This window comes from Frankia sp. R43, from assembly GCF_001306465.1.
Classification (GTDB): Bacteria; Actinomycetota; Actinomycetes; order Frankiales; family Frankiaceae; genus Parafrankia; species Parafrankia irregularis.
Genome location: NZ_LFCW01000010.1, coordinates 125,644 through 145,407 on the forward strand (window position 1 = coordinate 125,644; position 19,764 = coordinate 145,407).

At 70.9% G+C, this 19,764-nt stretch carries 12 protein-coding genes; 8 read left to right on the top strand and 4 right to left on the bottom strand.

Annotated elements, in window-relative coordinates; translation table 11 throughout:
• Nucleotides 1–301 precede the first annotated feature (301 nt).
• The 5 genes from guaB to ACG83_RS34595 all read left to right on the top strand — a co-directional run bounded on the left by guaB (nucleotide 302) and on the right by ACG83_RS34595 (nucleotide 10,030).
• Nucleotides 302–1,942 (top strand): IMP dehydrogenase, encoded by a 1,641-nt coding sequence (gene guaB / locus ACG83_RS34575; RefSeq protein WP_054570457.1) that lies wholly within the window; start codon nucleotides 302–304, stop codon nucleotides 1,940–1,942.
• A 172-nt stretch (nucleotides 1,943–2,114) separates the two neighbouring features.
• On the top strand, nucleotides 2,115–3,245 hold the full coding sequence (locus ACG83_RS34580; RefSeq protein ID WP_054570458.1) for a GuaB3 family IMP dehydrogenase-related protein: 1,131 nt from the start codon (nucleotides 2,115–2,117) through the stop codon (nucleotides 3,243–3,245).
• A gap of 119 nt (nucleotides 3,246–3,364) precedes the next feature.
• Nucleotides 3,365–4,993 carry a hypothetical protein gene (locus ACG83_RS47810; protein WP_054570459.1) on the top strand — a complete coding sequence of 543 codons (1,629 nt, stop codon included), beginning with the start codon at nucleotides 3,365–3,367 and terminating at the stop codon, nucleotides 4,991–4,993.
• Between the two features lie 228 nt (nucleotides 4,994–5,221).
• Nucleotides 5,222–8,278 (top strand): hypothetical protein, encoded by a 3,057-nt coding sequence (locus ACG83_RS34590; RefSeq protein ID WP_054570460.1) that lies wholly within the window; start codon nucleotides 5,222–5,224, stop codon nucleotides 8,276–8,278.
• A gap of 279 nt (nucleotides 8,279–8,557) precedes the next feature.
• Nucleotides 8,558–10,030, top strand: coding sequence for an ABC transporter substrate-binding protein (locus tag ACG83_RS34595; RefSeq protein ID WP_054570461.1), 1,473 nt, complete (start codon nucleotides 8,558–8,560; stop codon nucleotides 10,028–10,030).
• 203 nt (nucleotides 10,031–10,233) lie between these two features.
• Here ACG83_RS34595 and ACG83_RS34600 read toward each other — a convergent pair whose 3' ends face one another.
• The 4 genes from ACG83_RS34600 to ACG83_RS34615 are packed head-to-tail and all read right to left on the bottom strand — an operon-like array spanning nucleotide 10,234 to nucleotide 15,274.
• On the bottom strand, nucleotides 10,234–10,830 hold the full coding sequence (locus tag ACG83_RS34600) for an ATP/GTP-binding protein (RefSeq protein ID WP_035952152.1): 597 nt from the start codon (nucleotides 10,828–10,830) through the stop codon (nucleotides 10,234–10,236).
• Nucleotides 10,811–11,170, bottom strand: coding sequence for a DUF742 domain-containing protein (locus ACG83_RS34605; protein WP_006541596.1), 360 nt, complete (start codon nucleotides 11,168–11,170; stop codon nucleotides 10,811–10,813). The genes ACG83_RS34600 and ACG83_RS34605 overlap by 20 nt, the downstream gene beginning before the upstream one ends.
• 25 nt (nucleotides 11,171–11,195) lie before the next feature.
• On the bottom strand, nucleotides 11,196–11,618 hold the full coding sequence (locus tag ACG83_RS34610; protein ID WP_006541597.1) for a roadblock/LC7 domain-containing protein: 423 nt from the start codon (nucleotides 11,616–11,618) through the stop codon (nucleotides 11,196–11,198).
• A complete protein-coding gene (locus ACG83_RS34615) occupies nucleotides 11,615–15,274 on the bottom strand; it encodes a nitrate- and nitrite sensing domain-containing protein (protein WP_235498366.1) in 3,660 nt (1,219 codons plus the stop codon). Before ACG83_RS34615 ends, ACG83_RS34610 begins: the two co-directional genes overlap by 4 nt.
• 569 nt (nucleotides 15,275–15,843) lie before the next feature.
• Here ACG83_RS34615 and guaA point away from each other — a divergent pair.
• From guaA to ACG83_RS34630, 3 genes are all read left to right on the top strand, one after another.
• Complete coding sequence (guaA, locus tag ACG83_RS34620; RefSeq protein ID WP_054570463.1) at nucleotides 15,844–17,448, top strand: glutamine-hydrolyzing GMP synthase; 1,605 nt, start codon at nucleotides 15,844–15,846, stop codon at nucleotides 17,446–17,448.
• A 497-nt stretch (nucleotides 17,449–17,945) separates the two neighbouring features.
• Complete coding sequence (locus ACG83_RS45595; protein ID WP_158230774.1) at nucleotides 17,946–18,122, top strand: hypothetical protein; 177 nt, start codon at nucleotides 17,946–17,948, stop codon at nucleotides 18,120–18,122.
• 120 nt (nucleotides 18,123–18,242) lie between these two features.
• A complete protein-coding gene (locus tag ACG83_RS34630) occupies nucleotides 18,243–19,673 on the top strand; it encodes a threonine/serine dehydratase (protein ID WP_054570465.1) in 1,431 nt (476 codons plus the stop codon).
• Nucleotides 19,674–19,764 lie beyond the last annotated feature (91 nt).

A 19,764-nucleotide genomic window follows, 5' to 3' on the forward strand; every position in this document is an offset into this window, starting at 1 on the left:
CCGGGTACGGAGCGGTCCGCTCCCGGCGTCGAGTCGGCGGCGCGTGGCATCTGTGGTGCTCTCGGTCACGCAGGGGAGTTCGGAACGGTAGGGGGACCTCTACGATGGGGGGCATCACCGTCGCTCGGCCGGCGGGCCGCGCACTCGCGCGGCGTGCTCGACACGTCGCTCCGGGCGGTACATCTGGTCATATGGATGTGCCCCCAGGGTTTGCCGGCTCGTCCGGTTTCCGGGCGCGGAACCCCCACGCGCCGCGGGGAAGCCACCGCCGGCGCGGGGCCGACGCGAACGGAAAGGTGCCATGGACGGTTCCGCCGCCATCCCGACGACCCCGACCACGCGCGCGGGCGGGGAACCCGACCTCGACTCGGCGTTCGGTCAATCGGCCGATGCCCGCTTCACCTCCGCGGCTCCCGGCGCTCCCGGCGCCGAAGGAGCGGCCCTCCCGCCGAAACTGGCGATGCTGGGGCTGACCTACGACGATGTGCTGCTCCTGCCGGCGGAGTCCGAGGTGGTGCCGGCGTCGGTCGACACGGCCACCCGCCTGTCGCGCAACATCTCGCTGGCCATCCCGCTGGTCTCCTCGGCCATGGACACCGTGACCGAGGCGCGGATGGCGATCGCCATGGCCCGCCAGGGCGGCGTCGGTGTGCTGCACCGCAACCTCTCGGTCGACGACCAGGCGCAGCAGGTCGACATGGTGAAGCGCTCCGAGTCCGGCATGATCACCGCGCCGATCACCTGCGGGCCCGAGGCGACGATCGAGGAAGCGAACGTGCTGATGGCGCGTTACCGCATATCGGGCGTGCCGGTGACCCAGCCGGACGGCCAGCTCCTCGGCATCGTGACCAACCGCGATATCCGTTTCGAGCGGGACTACTCGCGCCGGGTCCGGGACGTCATGACCCCGATGCCGCTGGTCACCGCCGCGGTCGGTGTCTCCGCCGACGACGCGCTCGGCCTGCTGCGGCACAACAAGATCGAGAAACTGCCGATCGTCGACGAGGCGGGCCGGCTTCGCGGCCTGATCACGGTGAAGGACTTCACCAAGCGTGAGCAGTACCCCAACGCCACCAAGGACGCGGACGGCCGCCTCGTGGTCGGCGCCGCGATCGGTGTCGGTGAGGACGCGTTCAAGCGTGCCCAGGTGCTGGTCGCCGCGGGCGTCGACTTCCTGGTCGTCGACACGGCCCACGGCCACCACCGCGCGGTGCCCGACATGATCGCGCGGATCAAGACGGAGATGCGTGCCGGGGCCGACGGCCGTCCGCTGGACGTCATCGGCGGCAACGTGGCCACCGCCGCGGGCGCGGCCGCACTTGTCGCCGCCGGTGCCGACGCCGTCAAGGTGGGTGTCGGGCCGGGGTCCATCTGCACCACCAGGATCGTGTCCGGCGTCGGTGTCCCGCAGGTCACCGCGATCTACGAGGCGGCGCGGGCCGCCCGGGCGGCCGGCGTGCCGGTCATCGGGGACGGCGGCCTGCAGTACTCCGGTGACATCGCGAAGGCGATCGCGGTCGGTGCCGACACGGTGATGCTCGGCAGCCTGCTCGCGGGCGTTGACGAGAGCCCGGGCGAGCTCATCTTCATCAACGGCAAGCAGTACAAGTCCTACCGGGGGATGGGCTCGCTCGGCGCCATGCGCAGCCGAGGCGGAAACCGGTCCTACTCGAAGGACCGTTATTTCCAGGACGACGTGCTGTCCGACGACAAGCTCGTCCCTGAAGGGGTCGAGGGCCAGGTTCCCTACCGTGGCTCGCTGGCGGGCATGGCGCACCAGCTCATCGGCGGGCTTCGGGCCGCGATGGGGTACACCGGGTCGGCGACGATCCGTGATCTCCAGGAGCGCAGCCAACTGGTGCGGATCACCTCCGCCGGGCTCACCGAGAGCCACGCCCACGACGTCCAGATGACGGTCGAGGCGCCGAACTACACCCGGTGAGCCCTTTCCGTCATCGGTTCGGACCTGCGGCATCCGTGACCGTGGGCCGCGAGATGGAAGCGGCTCGGTGATCCAGGTACCTGTCCAGCATCGTTCCTGCCGCGGCCAGCTGTCCGTCTGGTAGGCAGGGTGGTTGGCGGAACTACATTAGTTGACCAGGAGGCCGGACGCGGTGGCTGACGTCGAGATCGGTATCGGGAAGAACGCGCGGGTGGCCTACGGCCTGGACGCCGTGGGCATCGTTCCGTCGCGGCGAACCCGCGACCCAGCCGACGTCTCGCTCGGCTGGGAGATCGATGCCTACCGCTTCGGGCTTCCGATCGTCGCAGCGGCCGCCGACGCGGTCACCTCTCCCGCGTCGGCGATCGCCCTCGGGCGTCTCGGTGGGCTCGGGGTGCTGCACCTGGAAGGCCTGTGGACCCGGCACGAGGATCCCGAGCCGCTCCTGGCCGAGGTGGCGGCGCTCGGCGCCGAATCCGGTGCGGTCGCCGCCACCCGGCGTCTGCGTGAGCTGTACGCCGCACCTGTGCAGCCCGAGCTCATCGGCGCGCGTCTGCAGGAGATGCGGGAGGCCGGGGTCGTCACGGCGGCCGCGTTGCGGCCGCAGAAGCTGCGGTCCCTGTGCCCCTATGTGGTGGCTGCCGGTGTCGACCTCCTGGTCGTCCATGGCACGGCGGTGTCGGCGGAGCATCAGTCGCGTCGTACCGAGCCGCTCAACCTGAAGCAGTTCATAGGACAGCTCGACATTCCGGTGCTGGTCGGCGGCTGTGCGTCCTTCTCCACGGCGCTGCATCTGATGCGTACGGGGGCGGCCGGTGTGATCGTCGGAGTCGGCGGCGGGCTGGGTGACGACACCGCCTCAACCCTCGGAATCGGTGTACCGCTGGCGACGGCGATCGCCGACGCGGCGGGTGCGCGAATGCGCTACCTCGACGAGTCCGGTGGTCGTTATGTCCACGTCATCGCCCACGGCGATCTCCGTACCGGCGGGGACGTGGCGAAGGCGGTGGCATGCGGAGCAGACGCCGTCATGGTGGATTCGCTGCTCGCGCAGGCGGTGGACGCTCCCGGCCAGGGTGCGGCCTGGTCGATGGAGATCCTTCATTCGGACCTGCCTCGTGGGCGCTGGGCACCGGTGACGACGTCACACTCCGTGGCGGAGATTCTCACCGGCGGTGGTGTCACGGCCGACGATGGTGTGGCGAACATCGCCGGAGCGCTGCGCGCGGCAATGGCCACAACGGGCTACGCGACGCTGAAGGAATTCCAGAAGGCAGAGGTCATGATCGCGGCCGGAGGCTGAGCCGGCCAACAGGGGCCGGGCCGATGGCGCGTGGCGCCCGCGCTGTCGACCCGGGCGCCTTGCGTGCGGTTCGTCGTGGCACCCTGGGATCCGTCCGTCTCCGGATCGAAGGATGACCGATGCGCCTCGACGAGAACGGCCGCTGGGTCAGCGACGACGGCGCCTACGTTTGGGACGAAACCGCCCAGACCTGGCGGCTGGTGAACGCTGCGCCGCGTCCTGACGTGCCCGCGGCGGTTCCCTCAGCGCCCGAGGGAACCGCCGCCGGGTGGCGTGCCGAGGCCGCGCGCCCCGTTGCCGGCCACGCGGTGGGCGCCGCGGGCTCCGTGGCTGCGGCTGGTGAGAGCACCGCGGCCTTCCGTGCCCGCGTGGCGGACTCGGCGTCCGCGAGTCCGGTCACCCGCATGTCCATCGATGCCTGGACCCCTCCCGAAGCGGGCCCGGCCGTTCCCGCGGCCGACCGCGCGACACCGACCGGTCCGATCTTCACCGGTGAGGCGTATACCGGGCCGACCCGGACTGCCTCGCCCTTCACGGGCTACGGGAGCTCGACCGAGGCGCGTGTCGGTGGGAGTCCCGCGGAGGTCGTGGGTACGAATCTGGTCAGTCCTGGACCGGTCGGTGCCGACCCGATTCAGGTCGATCCGGTCCGTGTCGATCCGATACGCACTGACCCGATCGTCCGTGCCGATCCGGTCGTCGGTGTCGATCCGACTCACACCGATCCGGTCCGATTCGACCAGATGCGATTCGACCAGATGCGGGGCGACCAGACGCGGGGCGACCAGACGCGGGGCGACCAGACGCGGGGCGACCAGACGCGGGGCGACCAGACGCGGGGCGACCAGACGCGGGGCGACCACGCGCGGGGCGACCACGCGCGCGGCGTGCAGGGCGACAGCGGGCCGCGTCGCTCGGACGGTGCGGGCGCGGATCCGGCCCGGGTCGGTGGCGACAGCACAGATCCGCTTCCCCTGCCCACGGCATCCCAGGGCGCCGCCGGCGGGTCCGCCTGGGCGGCGCCGGAGACCGCGCGTGATCCCGCTGAGAACACCGACGGCATTCCCCGGCGCACCGCGCCCGTCCGGCCGACGTCGACGACAGGCCCGGACGTGCGCTCGGACCCCGCCTCGGATCCGGGCGACGAGTGGATTCCCGACGCCGACGGCTGGTACGGCACGTCGGACACACCCGGCGGCCATGATCCCGGCGATGGCCGTGAGGGGCGTGACCGTGCGGCGGCGCGGCGGCGCGGGAGCAGGCCTCGTCCGGTAGGCGTGCTGGACCCGAACGGGGACTGGGAGGCGGGCGCCGAGGACGGCGAGCCCGGCTTCGACGGCGCTGTCGTGGGCGGGGTCGATCCGGCGCCGGGTCTCGCGGGTCTGACCGGGCGGATCACGGCGATGCTGCGTCGGCCGACGGCGATCGCGATCGCGACCGCCGTCGTGCTCGTCGTCGCGCTCGGGGTGGCCGGCTTCGTCGTCCTGGGGGGCGGTGACGACAAGAGCACAACCGCGACCGGCTCCGCTGTACCGGAGGGTCGCTATGACACCACGGTCCGTCAGACCTACATCGACGCCTGCCTCGGTGTCAGCAACGGCAACGAGCGTTACTGCACCTGCACGCTGCAGAAACTGGAGGACAAGTACAGCCAGGAGCAGTATCTGGCCTTCAGTCGCGATGTCGAGTCCGAGGACTCCCAGCGCATCGTGCGCGAGGTCTACACGGCCTGCCGTACGCTGCGGTGAGAGTGTCCGTGTACAGTGTGATGATCCCGTTTACGGCCGGTTCACGTCTTATCGGTTCGGCGGCTCCCGGGGGTCGTGGGAAAGGTCGTGGCCACATTCGCGGTCGCAGTCATGGCCTCACCGACGAGGGCGGTCGATGAGCGGAATCAATGAGGCGACAACGATGGGCGCGGGCTTGGCGCTGGCACGTGAGCCCAACCCTCGTGGCGGCAGGCGGGTGATTGATCCGTGACAGCAGGCAGCACGGACCGACCAACCGGCGGTCGTCGCGACGATGACTTCTTCGCCGTCGAACGTGTCGGGGAGCCGGAGGAGTCGACCACCTACCGGCCGCCCGCGGCCGCGGACGTCGGCTGGGATGTCACACCCTGGCGGGACGTCGACCGCGATGTGAGCGGCGGCTCCCCGCTGACAGGCGGTCCGGTCGTCGATGGTCCGGTCATCGGCGGGCCCATGGTCTCCGGTGGCACGTCGCCCGGTGGTGGTTCTGCGGTCGACGGCGGTCCTGTCGTCGGTGGCGCCGCACCTCGCAGCAGTGATCCGTTCGATGTCAGCTCCACCTGGAGCGGTGGCGTGCCGGCGGTCGACGTCGGATCAGTCCGACCGGATCTCGACCCACAGCGGCCGGCCACCGGCGGATTCCCGGTGCCTCCGAGCTACCGGCCGGCCACACAGACGTACGTCGAGCCGACACCACCACCGCGGTACCCGACGGAGAGCGGGGCCTTCCCGCCGGTTCGTCCGATCAGCCCCGACACCGGATCGGTGCGTATCGGCGGCCCGGACCCGGGCACATCCTCGCGGGGCTGGCTTCCTGCCGGTGACAGCACCGGTTCGTCGGGTGGACTCAACCCCGCCACCGGAAGCTTCGCTCTTCCGTCGGCCTATCCGGCACGTCCTGCGGAACAGCCCGCGCCGCTGGACGGGCCGGGCCGCGGCGCCGAACCGGTCGGATACAACGGCTACCAGCCGCCTCGTCCGAACACGTCCGACCTGGCGCCGCCACCGGCGCAGAGCGGGCCGAGGAGCGGTGCGCCGCTGCGGCTCGATCAGACGGGTGGTTTTCCCAGGCCGGTGACCGGCTACCCGGCGCGGCCCGACAGCGGTGCCGGGGCCGGCGCGGCGGGTGCTGCTGGTACGGCGGGGCAGAACACCGTGGACCCCTGGAACGGGCACGGGTCGGGTGCGGGGCAGCAGATGGGTGCGTCGCTGCCGCCCCGCGAGGCTTCATCGACCGGTGGTCACTCTCGGCAGGGCCCGCCGACCGGTGGTCACCAACGGCCGGGCCCGCCGGCCGGCGGGCAGCTGGGCCGCGATCCGCTGACCGGTGACCGTCCGCGGCAGGGCCCGTCGACCGGCGGGCATTCCCAGCCGTCGCAACGACCTCACGATGGCTACCAGGGCCGTGCTGACACAGGCTGGAGTCAGCACACGCCGGCACCGGCTGCCGGCCAGTACGGTTCTGCCGGCCTGGAGACGAGCTACCGCCTCGGCGGCCCAGGCGGCTATGGCACCGATCCCGGAGCCGCTCAGGGGCCGGGCGGATTCTCCCCGACCCGCGGTGCGCCGGCCGGTGGCCCGTCAACCGGTGGCGTGGCGGCCGCGCCACCGGCCGGGAGCACTCCTGCGCGCCCCCTGGCAGCGCAGGCCCCCACGGCGACGTCCGGTCACCATCCCGCTGTCGGGCGGGGCGATCTGGAGCGGTCCGCACCGGGCACACCGCCGCTCCGTTCCAGTCCGGCGGGCCTTGACCCCGGACCGACAGGGTTGCCCGGTCAGCCGGCGTTGCCCGGTCAGCCGGCGTTGCCCGGTCAGGCGGCACCGTCCGGGCCGTGGCGTACGCCGGCGGCACGCCCGGCGGTCGAGGACACCATCACCACGGGACGTCCTCCGTACACAGGGGGCGTTCCGGCGCTGCCGCCGGGGCGTTCCGGCGGGGCGGGCGCGGAGTCGGGCGTAGTCTCCCCGTCCCAGGCGCCGCGGCCGGATAGCGGAGCCGGAACCGGTCCGCGGGCGGCAACGGGCCCGAAGGCCGGCCCGGTGACCAGACCGGGCAGGGAACGGCGGCCCGAGAGCGCGGTCGAGATGACGTCGCTGGTGACGCGCCGCGGGCGAGGGGGAGGCACGCCCGACGCAAGCGATGATTCCGGGTGGCAGCCGTCCCGGTCGGTACGCCGGACGGGCGCACGGGGAGTGCCGGCTGACCGTCGGCGCACCCCGAATCCGGTGACGGACACCAACAGCCTGCAGGCGGTCTCCGCGCCTTCGCAGCGGCGAGGCCCCGCGCGTTCCGAGGAGAGCCCCGCCGACGCGGCCCCCACCGGTCGGTTCCGCGCGGCACGCGCGAACAAGGCCGCCAGTGGTGCGCCGGAGGTCGAGGATCCGCCGTCACCCAATCGCCGGTCGGCGGCGCGCAGCGCCGGCAGAGCCGGCCGCGACGGCGACGGCGCGGGCCTGGCAGGCAGGTCGCGGGGGGATTCTGCCGACAGCCTCGACAGTCGGGGTGGCCACGGCGAGCCCGGCCGTGGCGGCCGTGGCGGTCGTGGCCGTGATGGCGGCACGGCGGGCGGTGGCGGTCGTGGCCGTGATGGCGGCACGGCCGGTGGTGGCGGTCGTACCGGCAGCGGTAGCGCTGGCGGTAGCGGCACGGCCCGTGGCGGCGCCGCCGCCGATCGGCGCGCGACGCGTGCGGTCGGGGTGCTGGAACCGGCGGATTTCGACGACGAGCCGGACGAGCCGAGCCTGCCGCAGGACCGGCTGGCCTGGCTGCGGCACGGGTGGATCGGCCCGCTTGGTATCGCGCTGGTGGTTTCGCTGCTGGTCGTCGGCCTCTACACCGTGCTCGTCGGAGGCGGCGGGGAAAAATCGCCTCAGGGCGCGGAGACGACGACGAATCCCAGCTCGGCGGCGCAGGTTGCGACCTCACAGGAGGCGATCGCGGGAAAGGCCATGGTCAACGGCACCTGGCGGTGCCGTCTGCAGAATGAGAGCGCCACTAATGGCGACATGCTTGGTGACGTGCTCCCGGATGTGCTTGTCGTCCCTGCGGCGGGACTGACATACACGTGGAACGATACGCCGGGAACGTACACGATATCGCCGTCTGAGGGCGACCGGTCGGGTTCGAAGATCTCTCGGGTCGAGTTCACCGGCGGGCCGCTCGCCGGGGTGTCGGCCGATCATCTCCTCTCCGAAATGAACGGTGGCGCCGCCCAGGGAACGCTCTACCTGGCGCCCGTGGCGAACGATCCGAGCAAGCCGCGTCGGTACTGCTACGTGAACTGAGTGGTTCCAGGCCGGCGCGGCGGCTGCCCGGCGGAGCGCACGCTGACGAGTGCGGCACCCGCTGTGCGGAATGCGAGTGCGAGGGCCGAGTATCGGCGCTTCGCGGATCGCGGCACAGATCATTGTTGGCGGCACGGATCGAGCCTGCTGCCCTCCGTGAGGGCTTTCGGTAGAAGTCCGACATAAGGGGCCGCCTTGCCCACTGGCGTTCGCGGCGGAGTTGGAGTGGGATGGACCCGGTGAATTCCATTTTTTGGTCATGCGGCAGGATCGTGTGTCATGTTCTGGTCTGACCGCGTTGCGGGTGCCAGGCGGCGGGATGCCGCCCAGGAGGTCTCGGTCAACGGAGGTGCCGGCCTCCCCGATCCGATCGGATCGGCGCCGGACACGGCACCGCCGGTCCAGGCTGCCCCGCGGGTCGAGATGCGTCCGGAGGGCTGGCGGCTGGTTGATCGTCGCGGCATTCTCAAGGTGGCCGGGATGGCGGCGGCCGCGGCGCCCGCGGCGGCCCTGCTGGCGGCCTGTGGCGGCGGTTCCGGTGGCGGCGAGGCCCGTAAGGTGCGCATCGGCATGGTCAGTCCGCGCACCGGGGCGTTGCGAAGCTACGCCGATGTGGACTCCCACGTCGTCGAAAGCATGAACACCATCTTCGCCGACGGCACCCGGGTCGGGCGCAACACGCTGCCGGTGGAGATCTTCGTTCGGGACGGGCAGTCCGACCGGAACCGTGCGGCCGCGGCCGCGGCCGATCTGATCTTCGTCGACAACGTGGACATCGTGCTGGTCGGTGGCGGCGCGGACAACGTGAACCCGGTGTCCGACGTCTGTGAGGCACAGGGCGTTCCCTGCCTTTCGACCTCGGTGCCCTGGGAGGCGTGGTTCTACAGCCGCGGCGGCAAGGCCGAGACACCGTTCTCTTGGACGTACCACGTCTACTGGGGGATGGCGGAGCTCCGGGGGGCCTACCGGGCGATGTGGCGGGCGCTCGACGTCCCGCACAGCGTCGCCCTGCTGCTCCCCAACAACCAGGAGGGCGAGGCCTTCAACAACTCCGTCTACGGGTTGTCGAAGCTCACCGACGATGGTTTTCAGATTGCCGGTACGCACCGCTACAACGTCGGCGACCAGTCGTTCGGCGAGTTCGTCAACGGTATCGTCTCCAACAAGGTGTCGATAATCGCCGGCAACCCGAGCATCACCGACTTCTCGGCCTTCTGGAAACTGCTCAACGAGAAGGACTACAAACCGCACATCGTCACCCTGTCAAGCACCCTCCTCTTCCCGACGGATGTGGAGGCGCTCGGTCTCGCGGCCGACGGGTTCACGACAGAGGTCGGCTGGTCGCCCAAGTTCCAGTACCGCAGCTATCTGACGAAGCGGACGGCCGAGGAACTGGCCAACGAGTTCGACATGGGCACCTGGTCCCAGCCACTCGGTTTCATCCATGCACTGTTCGAGATCGTCGCGCAGGCGCTCGAGAGCGTCGACTCCATCGATGACCGCAGTGCGGTTGCCGCAGCGATCGCCGGAGTGCAGGCGAGCACGATCGTCGGCAACGTCAGCTTCAACAACGCCCCGAACACCGGAATCCCCAAGAACGTCGCGACAGTTCCGCTGGCCGGCGGGAAGTGGACGAAGCAGCAGTCCTCCAGCGTCCCCTACGCCCTGCATGTCGTCGAGGCCAACGGGCTGAATCTCGCCGCGGATTCCGACAGCACCGGGATGGTCGACCTGCAGAGCATGAACACCTGACCGGTGGACTACAGCTGACTGGGGGCGGCGGGCCGCGGCTTCACCGAGCCGCGGCCCACCGCCCCCAGGTCGGTTTTCCGCTCGTCCGCTTTCCACCATTCGCGACGTCCACGACAACGGCGTGGGGGCGCTCCCGATCACGGGAGCGCCCCCACGCCGTTGTCAGTGCCGGGCACCGGGCCCGCGAAACCGCTGGCCGCGGGTCAGGTCCGCGCCGCCGCGCGTGACATCGTGTGCTCGACGACGGCGATCAGCGCGCTCTTGGTCGAGTCGCGGTTACGCGCGTCGCAGGTGATGATCGGAACGGCCTGGCTGATCTGCAGCGCCTCCCGCACATCCTCGATGGAGTGCCGAAGGACACCGTCGAAGCAGTTCACCCCGATGACGAAGGGAAGCTGACGCTGCTCGAAGTAGTCGACCGCCGCGAAGCAGTCCGCGAGGCGCCGGGTGTCCGCCAGCACGATCGCGCCGATCGCACCCCGGACGATGTCGTCCCACATGAACCAGAACCGGTACTGCCCGGGGGTCCCGAACAGATAGAGGATCAGGTCCTCGTCCAGGGAGACACGGCCGAAGTCCATCGCCACGGTCGTGGTGGTCTTGTCAACGAGATGAGTGAGGTCGTCGACGTGTGCGCCGGCCTCGGTCATGACGGCCTCGGTGCGCAGCGGGACGATCTCGGACACGGAGCCCACGAACGTCGTCTTGCCGGCGCCGAACCCGCCCGCCACCACGATCTTGACCGATGTGGTGGCGACGGCGGAGTTGACCCGTCTGTGGTCAGAGCTTTCGAAGGCCACTGAGAACCCTTTCGAGCAACGCGAGATCCGGCGCCTCATCGCGGTCCGGCTGCTGGTGGACGCGGACGAAGCCTTCGTCCGCCATGTCGCCTACCAGGACGCGGGCGACCCCGAGAGGCACCCTCAGACCGGCGGCGATCTCAGCGATTGACCGCACCTGCCGGCACATGGCAGCGATGGTCTGCTGCTCCAGGTTGAGGCTTAGTGCCCGCTCCTCACCGAGCGGGGTTGTGAAGACGAGTGCCTCTATGGCGAGCTCGTAACGGGACCGAGTCCGCCCACCGGTCATCGCGTAGGGGCGGACGACCGGTCCGGGCGCGTTCTCGGGATCGATGCTCACCCTGACTCCCTGGACCTACCCACATTCACCGCGGAAGCGTTCCCTGCAGCTCGGCTCGCAGAGCCGGCGTGAGGACGTCCTTGGCACGGGTGACGAGCAATGCCATCTCGTAGCCGACCAGGCCGATGTCACAGGACGGCGCGGCGAGTACCGCCATGCTGGCCCCGTCGCTGATGGCCATGATGAACAGGAAGCCGAGTTCCATCTCGACGACGGTCTGCGTCACGGCTCCGGCCTCGAACACCCGGGCGGCGCCGCCGGTGAGGCTCACCAGCCCAGAAGCGACCGCGGCGAGCTGGTCGGCCCGGTCCCGGGGGAAACCGTCCGAAACAGCCAACAACAGTCCGTCGGCGGAAACCACCACGGTGTGGGCGACGCCCGGAACCCGGTCAACAAAGTTGTTGATCAACCAGTTGAGGTTCTGAGCCTCGGTACTCACGGGTGTCACCGTTCCTCCTGCGCGTCACGTCGGGGGTTCCTCGTGGTGTCGACTCCGACATCACGTCCCTGCCGCACGCCCTGGTAGAAGCTGGCGAGCCGTCCACCGACAGCCTCTGGCGAGCGTGTCGTCGGCTCGGGGGGACGCCGGCGGGGCGCTGGTTCGGCGCTGCCGGGCACGAGATGGGTCATGGGAACTCGAACCGGAAGTCCGGACCGTGTGGTGCCGCCGGTGCTGGGCTGACGGAGCTGCTCCGCGGCCTTCCAGCCCTCGTCACCCGCGGAAGACCAGGAGCCGTCGGCGGTCTGGCCGGCGGCCGGCCCGGTGGGGGTCAGGCGCTGCGGCCCGGTCTGCGGCATCGGCCGCGGCGCCTGTGCCGCCGCGGGTGCCGGAATCCCGGCCCCTGGGCGGCGCATCCCCCGAGCGGGGGATTCGAGAAGGGGTTCGCCCCGCGTCGGTACCCGCGGTGCGGCCGCCGGTGGCATACCCGGGCGGGCTGGTGCCTGCGGCTGGGGCCGCCGTGGCAGAGGCGTCCCCGACACCGATGCGGCCGCCGGTCGGGCCGGGCCCTGACCGCGGACCGGGCCCGGCCGGACCGGGGCCTGCTGGCCGTTGGCCGCGCCGTCGGCGGGCTCGGGCGTCCGGCGCTGGAACCAGGCCGAGACCGAATCGAAGATCGGCGTGGTGAGGGCGTCATCCCCCTCCTGCTCGTCCGCGACGATCTCGCCGGTGTCCTCTCCGCGCCCGAAGGCGGTCCGGGCGAGCGGGCCGCTCTGCGTCGGGTCCACCCCCCGGTTGCTCCGGAAGGCCGCGGCGAGGTTCGGGCCGGTCTGGGGGAACGCGTCGTTCGGTTCGGGGCTGGGTCGGCTGGGCGCCCGGTTGAAGACCCCGCCCGGCCGCTGCAGAGCGTCGGTGTCCGGCTCGCTGTACATCTGGGTGGGGCCGGTGACCGGCCCGACGGGCAGCGGACCGGACGGCGGTGCCTCGTCGTAGCGGCCATCCATGAGGGGGAAGCCGCCGGTGTCCGTGGAGAAGCCACCGGTGTCGAGGGAGTAGCCGCCGGTGTCCGTGGAGAAGCCACCGGTGTCGGCGAGGTCCGGGCCGGGCTCCGGTGCCTGCTCCAGCTCACGTCGCCCCGTTGGAGGCGCGTAGGCGCGGGGCTGCTCGCCGGAGTGTGGCCCGCCGTAGCCGGCGCCGTCGCGGTAGGGCAGCGGAAGCGGACCGGAGTTGAGGGCCTCCAGGGAGAACTCGCCGGAGTCCTCCGGGCCGCGCCCGTGCATCGGGTAGGCGCCGGTCGAGTCGCCGCCGCCTGGTTCGGCACCGGCGGGAGCCCGGTCAGAGGTGTTGTCCCGGTAGCCGCGAGGGTCACGCGCGTACTGGCCGTTGCGGTCGGACCGGTCGGAGCGGTCGGACCGGTCGGAGCGGGAGCCGTCGAACAGCGACGCCCCGCCGGGGGTGGCGAAGCCCCCGCTCGTCGGCTGCCCGAAACCGGGGTCCCGGCCGAGCCCGTTGCTGGCAGGCGCGTACGAGGAGCCGCCGGCCGCCGAGGCTGCCGCAGGATCGACGACGGGGCTGAAGTTCGTGGTCTGCAGGCCTGCTCCCAGCCCGTTGCGCTCGGGGGCGGGGGGAAGGGCGTTGCCGCGCGCGGGCGCGAGGGAGGGGTTGCCGGCGGCGTCCCGACCACCCGTGCCCGGGCTGAGGGCGGCCGGGCGTGGGCCGCTCGGGGTGGCACCGCTGTCACCGGTGACCAGCTTCGCGGGCAGCCGGACAACCGCGGTGATGCCGCCGGAGGCGGACTCGCGCAGCTGGACGCGGATGCCGTGCCGGCTGGCCAGCCGGCCGACGGCGAACAGACCCATGGTCCGGGAGACGGAGACGTCGACGACCGGCGGGTTGGCGAGGCGGTCGTTGACCCGCTCGAGCTCCTTCGCGGGCATGCCGATGCCCTGGTCCTCGATCTCGATCATGGCGCCGGCACCCGGGCCGAGTGAGTGGCTGGAGACCAGGACGTCCGTGACCGGCGGCGAGTAGGACGTGGCGTTCTCGAGCAGCTCGGCGATCAGGTGGACGACGTCGCTCACACCGCTGCCGGCGATGGAGACCGGCGCGGCACCGGTCTGCTTCACCCGGGTGTACTGCTCCACCTCGGAGATGGCCGCGAGGACGACCTCGTTGACCGGGACGGGGTGGGTCCACCGCCGCGCGGTGTCCGTGCCCGCGAGAACCAGCAGCGACTCGTTGTTCCGCCGCATACGGGTGGCGAGGTGGTCGAGCTTGAAGAGGTTGGCTAGCTGGTCCGGGTCCTGCTCACGGTTCTCCAGGTCGTCGATCAGGCGGAGCTGCCGCTCGACGAGTCCCTGGCTTCGCCGGGAGAGGTTCACGAACATCGCGTTGACGTTGTTCCGCAGGACGGCCTGCTCGGAGGCGAGCCGGACCGCCTCCCGGTGGACCGCGTCGAACGCCCGCGCGACTTCACCGATCTCCTCGTCGGAGTCGATACCGATCGGCTCGACGTCGTCGTTGAGGGTCTGATCACTGGAGTCGCGCAGTCGGCGGACGGCCTCGGGCAGCCGGCGGCCGGCGACGTCGAGTGCGGCCGTTCGCAGCGAGAGCAGCGGCCGGACCAGCGACCGGGCGACGACCACGGCCGCCAGCAGGGCGCTGGCGAGAATGAAGACGATCAGCAGACCGGAGAGCAGTGCGCCGCGCTGAATGCTGCCGCGCAGCTCGTCCACCCGATCATCGATGTCGTTGAACAGGGTGGCGTCCACCTCGGAGCTGAGGTTGATCCATTCCTGGGTGGCTCGAGCCCACTTCTCTGACGGCGGAGACGCGAGCTTTTGGCCAGTGGTGGCCTCGAGTATCTGCTCCGTGTAGAGATCAGTGCTCTTGATGTCCAGGCTCTCGTCGGGGTTGAGCTTCTCCCGGAAGCGGGCGAGCTGAGCGGGAGTTGCGTCTTCCTCGAACGCGCGGACCAGCTCGATCCGCTGTGAGTGAGCGGTGAGGAACTCGCGGTAGTCATCCGTCGAGAATGGATCAGCGCTCAGGATGACGCTGTACGCGAGGGTCTGCGTCGTCGCGATTTCCTCGTTCGCGCGAACGAGGTGGTCGGCGGCGTTGACGCTGCGCAGCAGCGCCGGATCGTCATTTCCCTGGGGGATCAGGACCACCAGATCGATCAGGGAGGTGATCAGGGGCGAGTAGGCGGCGCGCACCGAGCTCGGGTCCGCCATGGTGGTGCTGGCCTTGCGCAGGTTGGCCAGATGGCCCAGGGCGTTGGTGGTGTCACGCAGCGAGTTGCGGACCTCGGGCCCGAAGGACCCCTCGTGCCGCTTGACGATGTTCTGATAGCTGGTGAGCGCGTCGTTCGTCGCCGTCTGCCGGGCGGCTACGGACGCCACGGCACTGCTCCCGCTGCCGCCACCGCTGCTGCTGCCGCTGGAGGCGATCCTGCCGGCGGTGTAGGTCCGCTCCTCCTGCAGGGCGTGGACGAGGGTGGACGCCGATCGGTTGATCTCGATGAGGTCGCGGATCCGGTTGACGTCCCGAGTGCTGGTCAGCACGGAGGCCGCCTGGATCGAGGAGTTGACCAGGATGGCCACGACGGGCACGGCGAGAATCGCGATCAGCTTGGTGCGTACCCGCCAGTTGGTCGGGTCGGTCACCGTCTGACGAAGGCCGCGCCCACCGGCTCGTTCCGGTCGTGGCGGCGTCGGGGGCTGGTCGCCGTGGTGTCCGTTGTCTTCCACGGACGAACCAGCGGCAGCCATGGGCGGCTGGTCTGTGGCCATGCCCGTGCTGCTGGCCATCGGTTGTCTGCGCACGTACCTTCGCAACCTCTCCGCCAGCCTCCCGGAACAGGTCGTACCAGGATGGCTCGGTATCGGGCCCGGATGTCCCTCACAACGCACCTTAGCGGGACGTAGTGAGCATCCGAAAGGCGCCCACCGTACGCCCGTTGTGGGTCACGGGCCAGTTGTGGGCGGTTTGCGCCCGAGTTTGTCACCGATGCCCATCTCGGTGGGCACTGTGGGTCGAGCTGATCCATGGGTTGGCCGCATCGATCGCGGGTGAGGACGTTCATGGACCTTTCGATCGGATCACGCATCATGGACTTCGCGAGTCCTTCGCCGGTCGGTTCGTCCGGACGAGCCGAAGACGCCTCCAATGTGCCGCCGCCGGGCGGCGCGTGCCACCCGGCACGCATCCGCGGCGGCGTCCGTAGGCTTGATGAGTGAACGAGTCACCTCGTGGCAGCTATGGCTCCACCGATGCACATCCCGGATACGACACCGTTCTTGTGATCGACTTCGGCGCGCAGTACGCCCAGTTGATCGCTCGCCGTGTGCGTGAGTGCCATGTGTACTCGGAGATCGTCCCGTGGGATATGCCGGTCGCGGAGATCCTGGCTCGCCGTCCGGCAGCGTTGATCCTTTCGGGTGGCCCGAAGTCGGTCTACTCGCCGGGCGCCCCGCGGGTCGATCCGGCCCTCTTCTCCGCCGGGATCCCGGTCCTCGGGATCTGCTACGGCCACCAGGTGATGGCCCAGGCGCTGGAGGGGACGGTCGCGCGTACCGGCACCGCCGAGTACGGGGCGACCCGCCTGCAGGTGAGCGACCCCGGAGTGCTCTTCGACGGGCTCGCCGTCTCCCAGCAGGTGTGGATGTCCCACGGTGACTCGGTGACGGCGGCGCCCCCCGGGTTCAGGGTGACCGCCTCGACCCCGTCGACGCCGGTCGCGGCGTTCGAGGATCCCGATCGTCGCCTCTACGGCGTGCAGTTCCATCCCGAGGTCGTCCACAGCGAGCGGGGGATGGACGTCCTGCGTCACTTCCTGCTCGCGGGAGCGGGATGCCGGCCGTCCTGGACGATGCTCAACATCGTCGACGAGGCGGTCGCCGCGGTGCGCAAGCAGGTGGGCAGCGGACGCCTCATCTGCGGTCTGTCTGGCGGCGTCGACTCGGCGGTGGCGGCCGCGTTGGTGCAGCGGGCCGTCGGGGATGCGTTGACCTGCGTGTTCGTCGACCACGGCCTGCTCCGGGCGGGGGAGGCCGAGCAGGTCGAACGCGACTTCGTCGCCTCGACCGGCGTCGAACTGGTGCATGTGAAGGCGGCCGACCGGTTCGCCGCGGCGCTGGCCGGTGTCATCGATCCCGAGCAGAAGCGGAAGATCATCGGCCGCGAGTTCATCCGGGTCTTCGAGGAGGCCGCACGCGAGCTCGACGCGCGGGCCGAGGCCGAGGGCGCCAGGATCGGATTCCTTGTGCAGGGCACGCTGTATCCCGACGTCATCGAGTCGGGCTCGCCGACCGCGGCAAAGATCAAGTCCCACCACAATGTCGGTGGCCTTCCCGACGACCTGCAGTTCGCGCTGGTCGAGCCACTGCGCACGCTTTTCAAGGACGAGGTCCGCCACCTAGGTGAGGAACTCGGGCTCCCCGAGGAGATCGTCTGGCGCCAGCCTTTCCCCGGGCCCGGGCTCGCCGTGCGGATCATCGGCGAGGTGACGCCCGAGCGGCTCGACATCGTGCGTGCCGCCGACGCGGTGGTCCGGGAGGAGATCCGCCGGGCCGGGCTCGACCGCGAGATCTGGCAGGTCTTCGCGGTGCTGCTCGCGGATGTTCGATCGGTGGGGGTCCAGGGCGACGAGCGGACCTACGGTTGCCCGGTGGTACTTCGTGCCGTGACCAGTGAGGACGCGATGACGGCCGACTGGGCTCGGCTGCCCGCCGCGTTGCTGGAGCGCATCAGCAACCGGGTCGTCAACGAGGTGCCGCAGGTGAACCGGGTCGTCTACGACATCACGTCGAAGCCGCCCGGCACGATTGAGTGGGAGTAAAGGCGATCGGTTTCGGTGTGGCCGGCGGTCCGCCGGCTACACCGCTGGACCGCTGGTGGGCGGCCTTGGCGTCAGGTGTTGGGGGTTACATGTCCCAATATTGCGGTCGGGTGTCGATCGTCGTTGGTTTTGTGTCGTTTCGTGACTGTTTGTGGGTTCGCAGTGGCCCGTCGGCATGACGCATGGGCGCCGATGCATTCCGCAGATGTCCGTCTGGAGGCTCTCCGGGGGTTGACCTCGGTGCGGACTTCATAGACCTTGTCCGGCCTAGTCCGGTGCCATCGTGAGCCACCCGCACTCGGTCGAGACATAGGTTTGGGTGCGCTGGCGGATGGTATTCCGGCTCGGATGTTCGAGGCGACTTCATACGATCCCGGCGGCCGGTGTTTTGTGTCGGGGAGTTGCCGCTCGGTGGCGATAAACCGCCGAAGCGATCCGGCGATTCACCGCGGGGAACATAACGAACCGGACATTACGGATATTTAGTGGAGTATGAGGTGCTGTCTTCGGCTCACAACGGCGATCCCGTCGGAGTGGAACCGCCCGGTGTCGGGCTGGTCGCGGACGGCTCTGTCGCCCGGGCGAAGCGTCCCCTGCCGGCCGGCCGGTTTGACTACGTCCGCGCCGCGGCGCACTCTGGAGGTGTGCCGCTGTTCCTCATGGTGATTACGTAGGCGCGCGACCGCCCGAGAGGGTCGCGCGCCAAGCCCTTCCGCCCATCGGCGGGGGGCTTTTTTGTTTGCCGCGGCCGCACGCAGGGGTGAGGTGGCCGCCGAGCCGCCAGGAGAGTGTCGATGACATCACCATCCGTAAGAAGGCCGCCGGCTGATGGCGCCGGGTCGTCCCGCGCGGACGACCCGACCGACGCCGACGGCGCCGGAGAACGCCAGGGCGGGGCAGCGGGGGCCCTCGCCCGGATCAGTCCGCAGTCAGCCGTGCCGGCACCGGAACGCGCCCGAGGCACGCTGCCCGCCCGCCGCCCGTCCGGTGGGCGTACCGCTCCCCGAGCCCGCGGTTGTGACGTGGCCGGGCTGCGCCCGGCTGGCCTGGCAGGCAGCTCGGGGCTGGCCGGCGCCGCTGGGCTGGCTGGTACCGCTGGGCTGGCTGGTACCGCTGGGCTGGCTGGCAGCTTCGGCCTGTCCGGCGCTCCTGTCCGCTCTGGCGTTTCCGGCCTGCCGGTCGATCTCGCCGAGGTCACCGCGGCCGCCGGGCGGCTGGGCGGTGTGGCGCGCCGTACCCGGGTCGTGCCGGCGGCCGGGAGTCTGACCGGGCATGTCGGTGCGCCGGTCTGGCTCAAGTGCGAGCACGAGCAGCACACCGGTTCCTTCAAGCTGCGGGGCGCGTTCAACCGGATCGCGACCGCGGGGCCGCGGGCACGCGCGCGGGGAGTCGTCGCGGCGAGCGCCGGCAACCACGCCCAGGGCGTCGCCTTCGCGGCGGCTCGTTTCGGCGTCGCCGCGACCATCTTCGTGCCCGAAGGTGCGAACCCGGCCAAGGTCGCGCGTACCCGCGCGCTGGGCGCCCGCGTCGAGCACGTACCGGGGGGCGTCGACGCCGCGCTGCGAGCCGCCGACGCCTACGCCGCCGCCAGCGGTGGCCTGCTGGTCCACCCGTTCGACGACGTGGCTGTCATCGCGGGCCAGGCAACGATCGGGCTGGAGCTCCTGGAGCAGGTGCCGGAGCTCTCGACAGTGATCGTCGGGGTCGGTGGTGGGGGTCTGCTGAGTGGTCTGGCTGTGGTGCTCAGGGGCCTGCGGCCGGACGTCCGCGTGATCGGCGTCCAGGCGGCCGCCGCGCCGGCGTTCGCGTCGTCCTTTCACACCGGCCGCCGTCTCGTCGTCCCACCGGGCGCTGCCGGTACCGGCGCGGGCTCCGGCACCGATGCCGGCCAGGCCGGGGCAGCCACGGGAACAGTGGCCGACGGCATGGCGGTCGGCGCGCCCGGCCGGCTTACCCTGGCACTCGCCGAACGGCTGGTGGACGACGTCGTCACGGTCGACGAGGACGCGTTCTGGGAGGCGATGGTCGCGCTGCGGCGGTCGGGCCACCGGGTGGAGCCAGCGGGAGCCGCCGGTGTCGCGGCCCTGCTGCGGATGCCCGAACTCGCGGGCGGTGTCACGGCGGTCGTGCTCTCCGGCGGCAATCTCGACCCCGCGGTGGACACCAGGGTGGCCGCGCTCGCGGCCGGCGCGTCCGCGGGCGCTCGGACGAACACGCCTGGGTGACCGCGCCTGGGTGACCGCGTCCGGGTGAAAGCGTCTGGGTGAAAGCGTCCGGACCCGAACGCCGACCCGCGGGCCGGGCATGGAAGTGTCG

Excerpts from the sequence above, each read along its gene's own strand:
- ACG83_RS34595 (WP_054570461.1), top strand. The coding sequence starts at position 8,558 with ATGTTCTGGTCTGACCGCGTTGCGGGTGCCAGGCGGCGGGATGCCGCC.
- guaB (WP_054570457.1), top strand. The coding sequence starts at position 302 with ATGGACGGTTCCGCCGCCATCCCGACGACCCCGACCACGCGCGCGGGC.
- ACG83_RS47810 (WP_054570459.1), top strand. The coding sequence starts at position 3,365 with ATGCGCCTCGACGAGAACGGCCGCTGGGTCAGCGACGACGGCGCCTAC.
- ACG83_RS34630 (WP_054570465.1), top strand. The coding sequence starts at position 18,243 with ATGACATCACCATCCGTAAGAAGGCCGCCGGCTGATGGCGCCGGGTCG.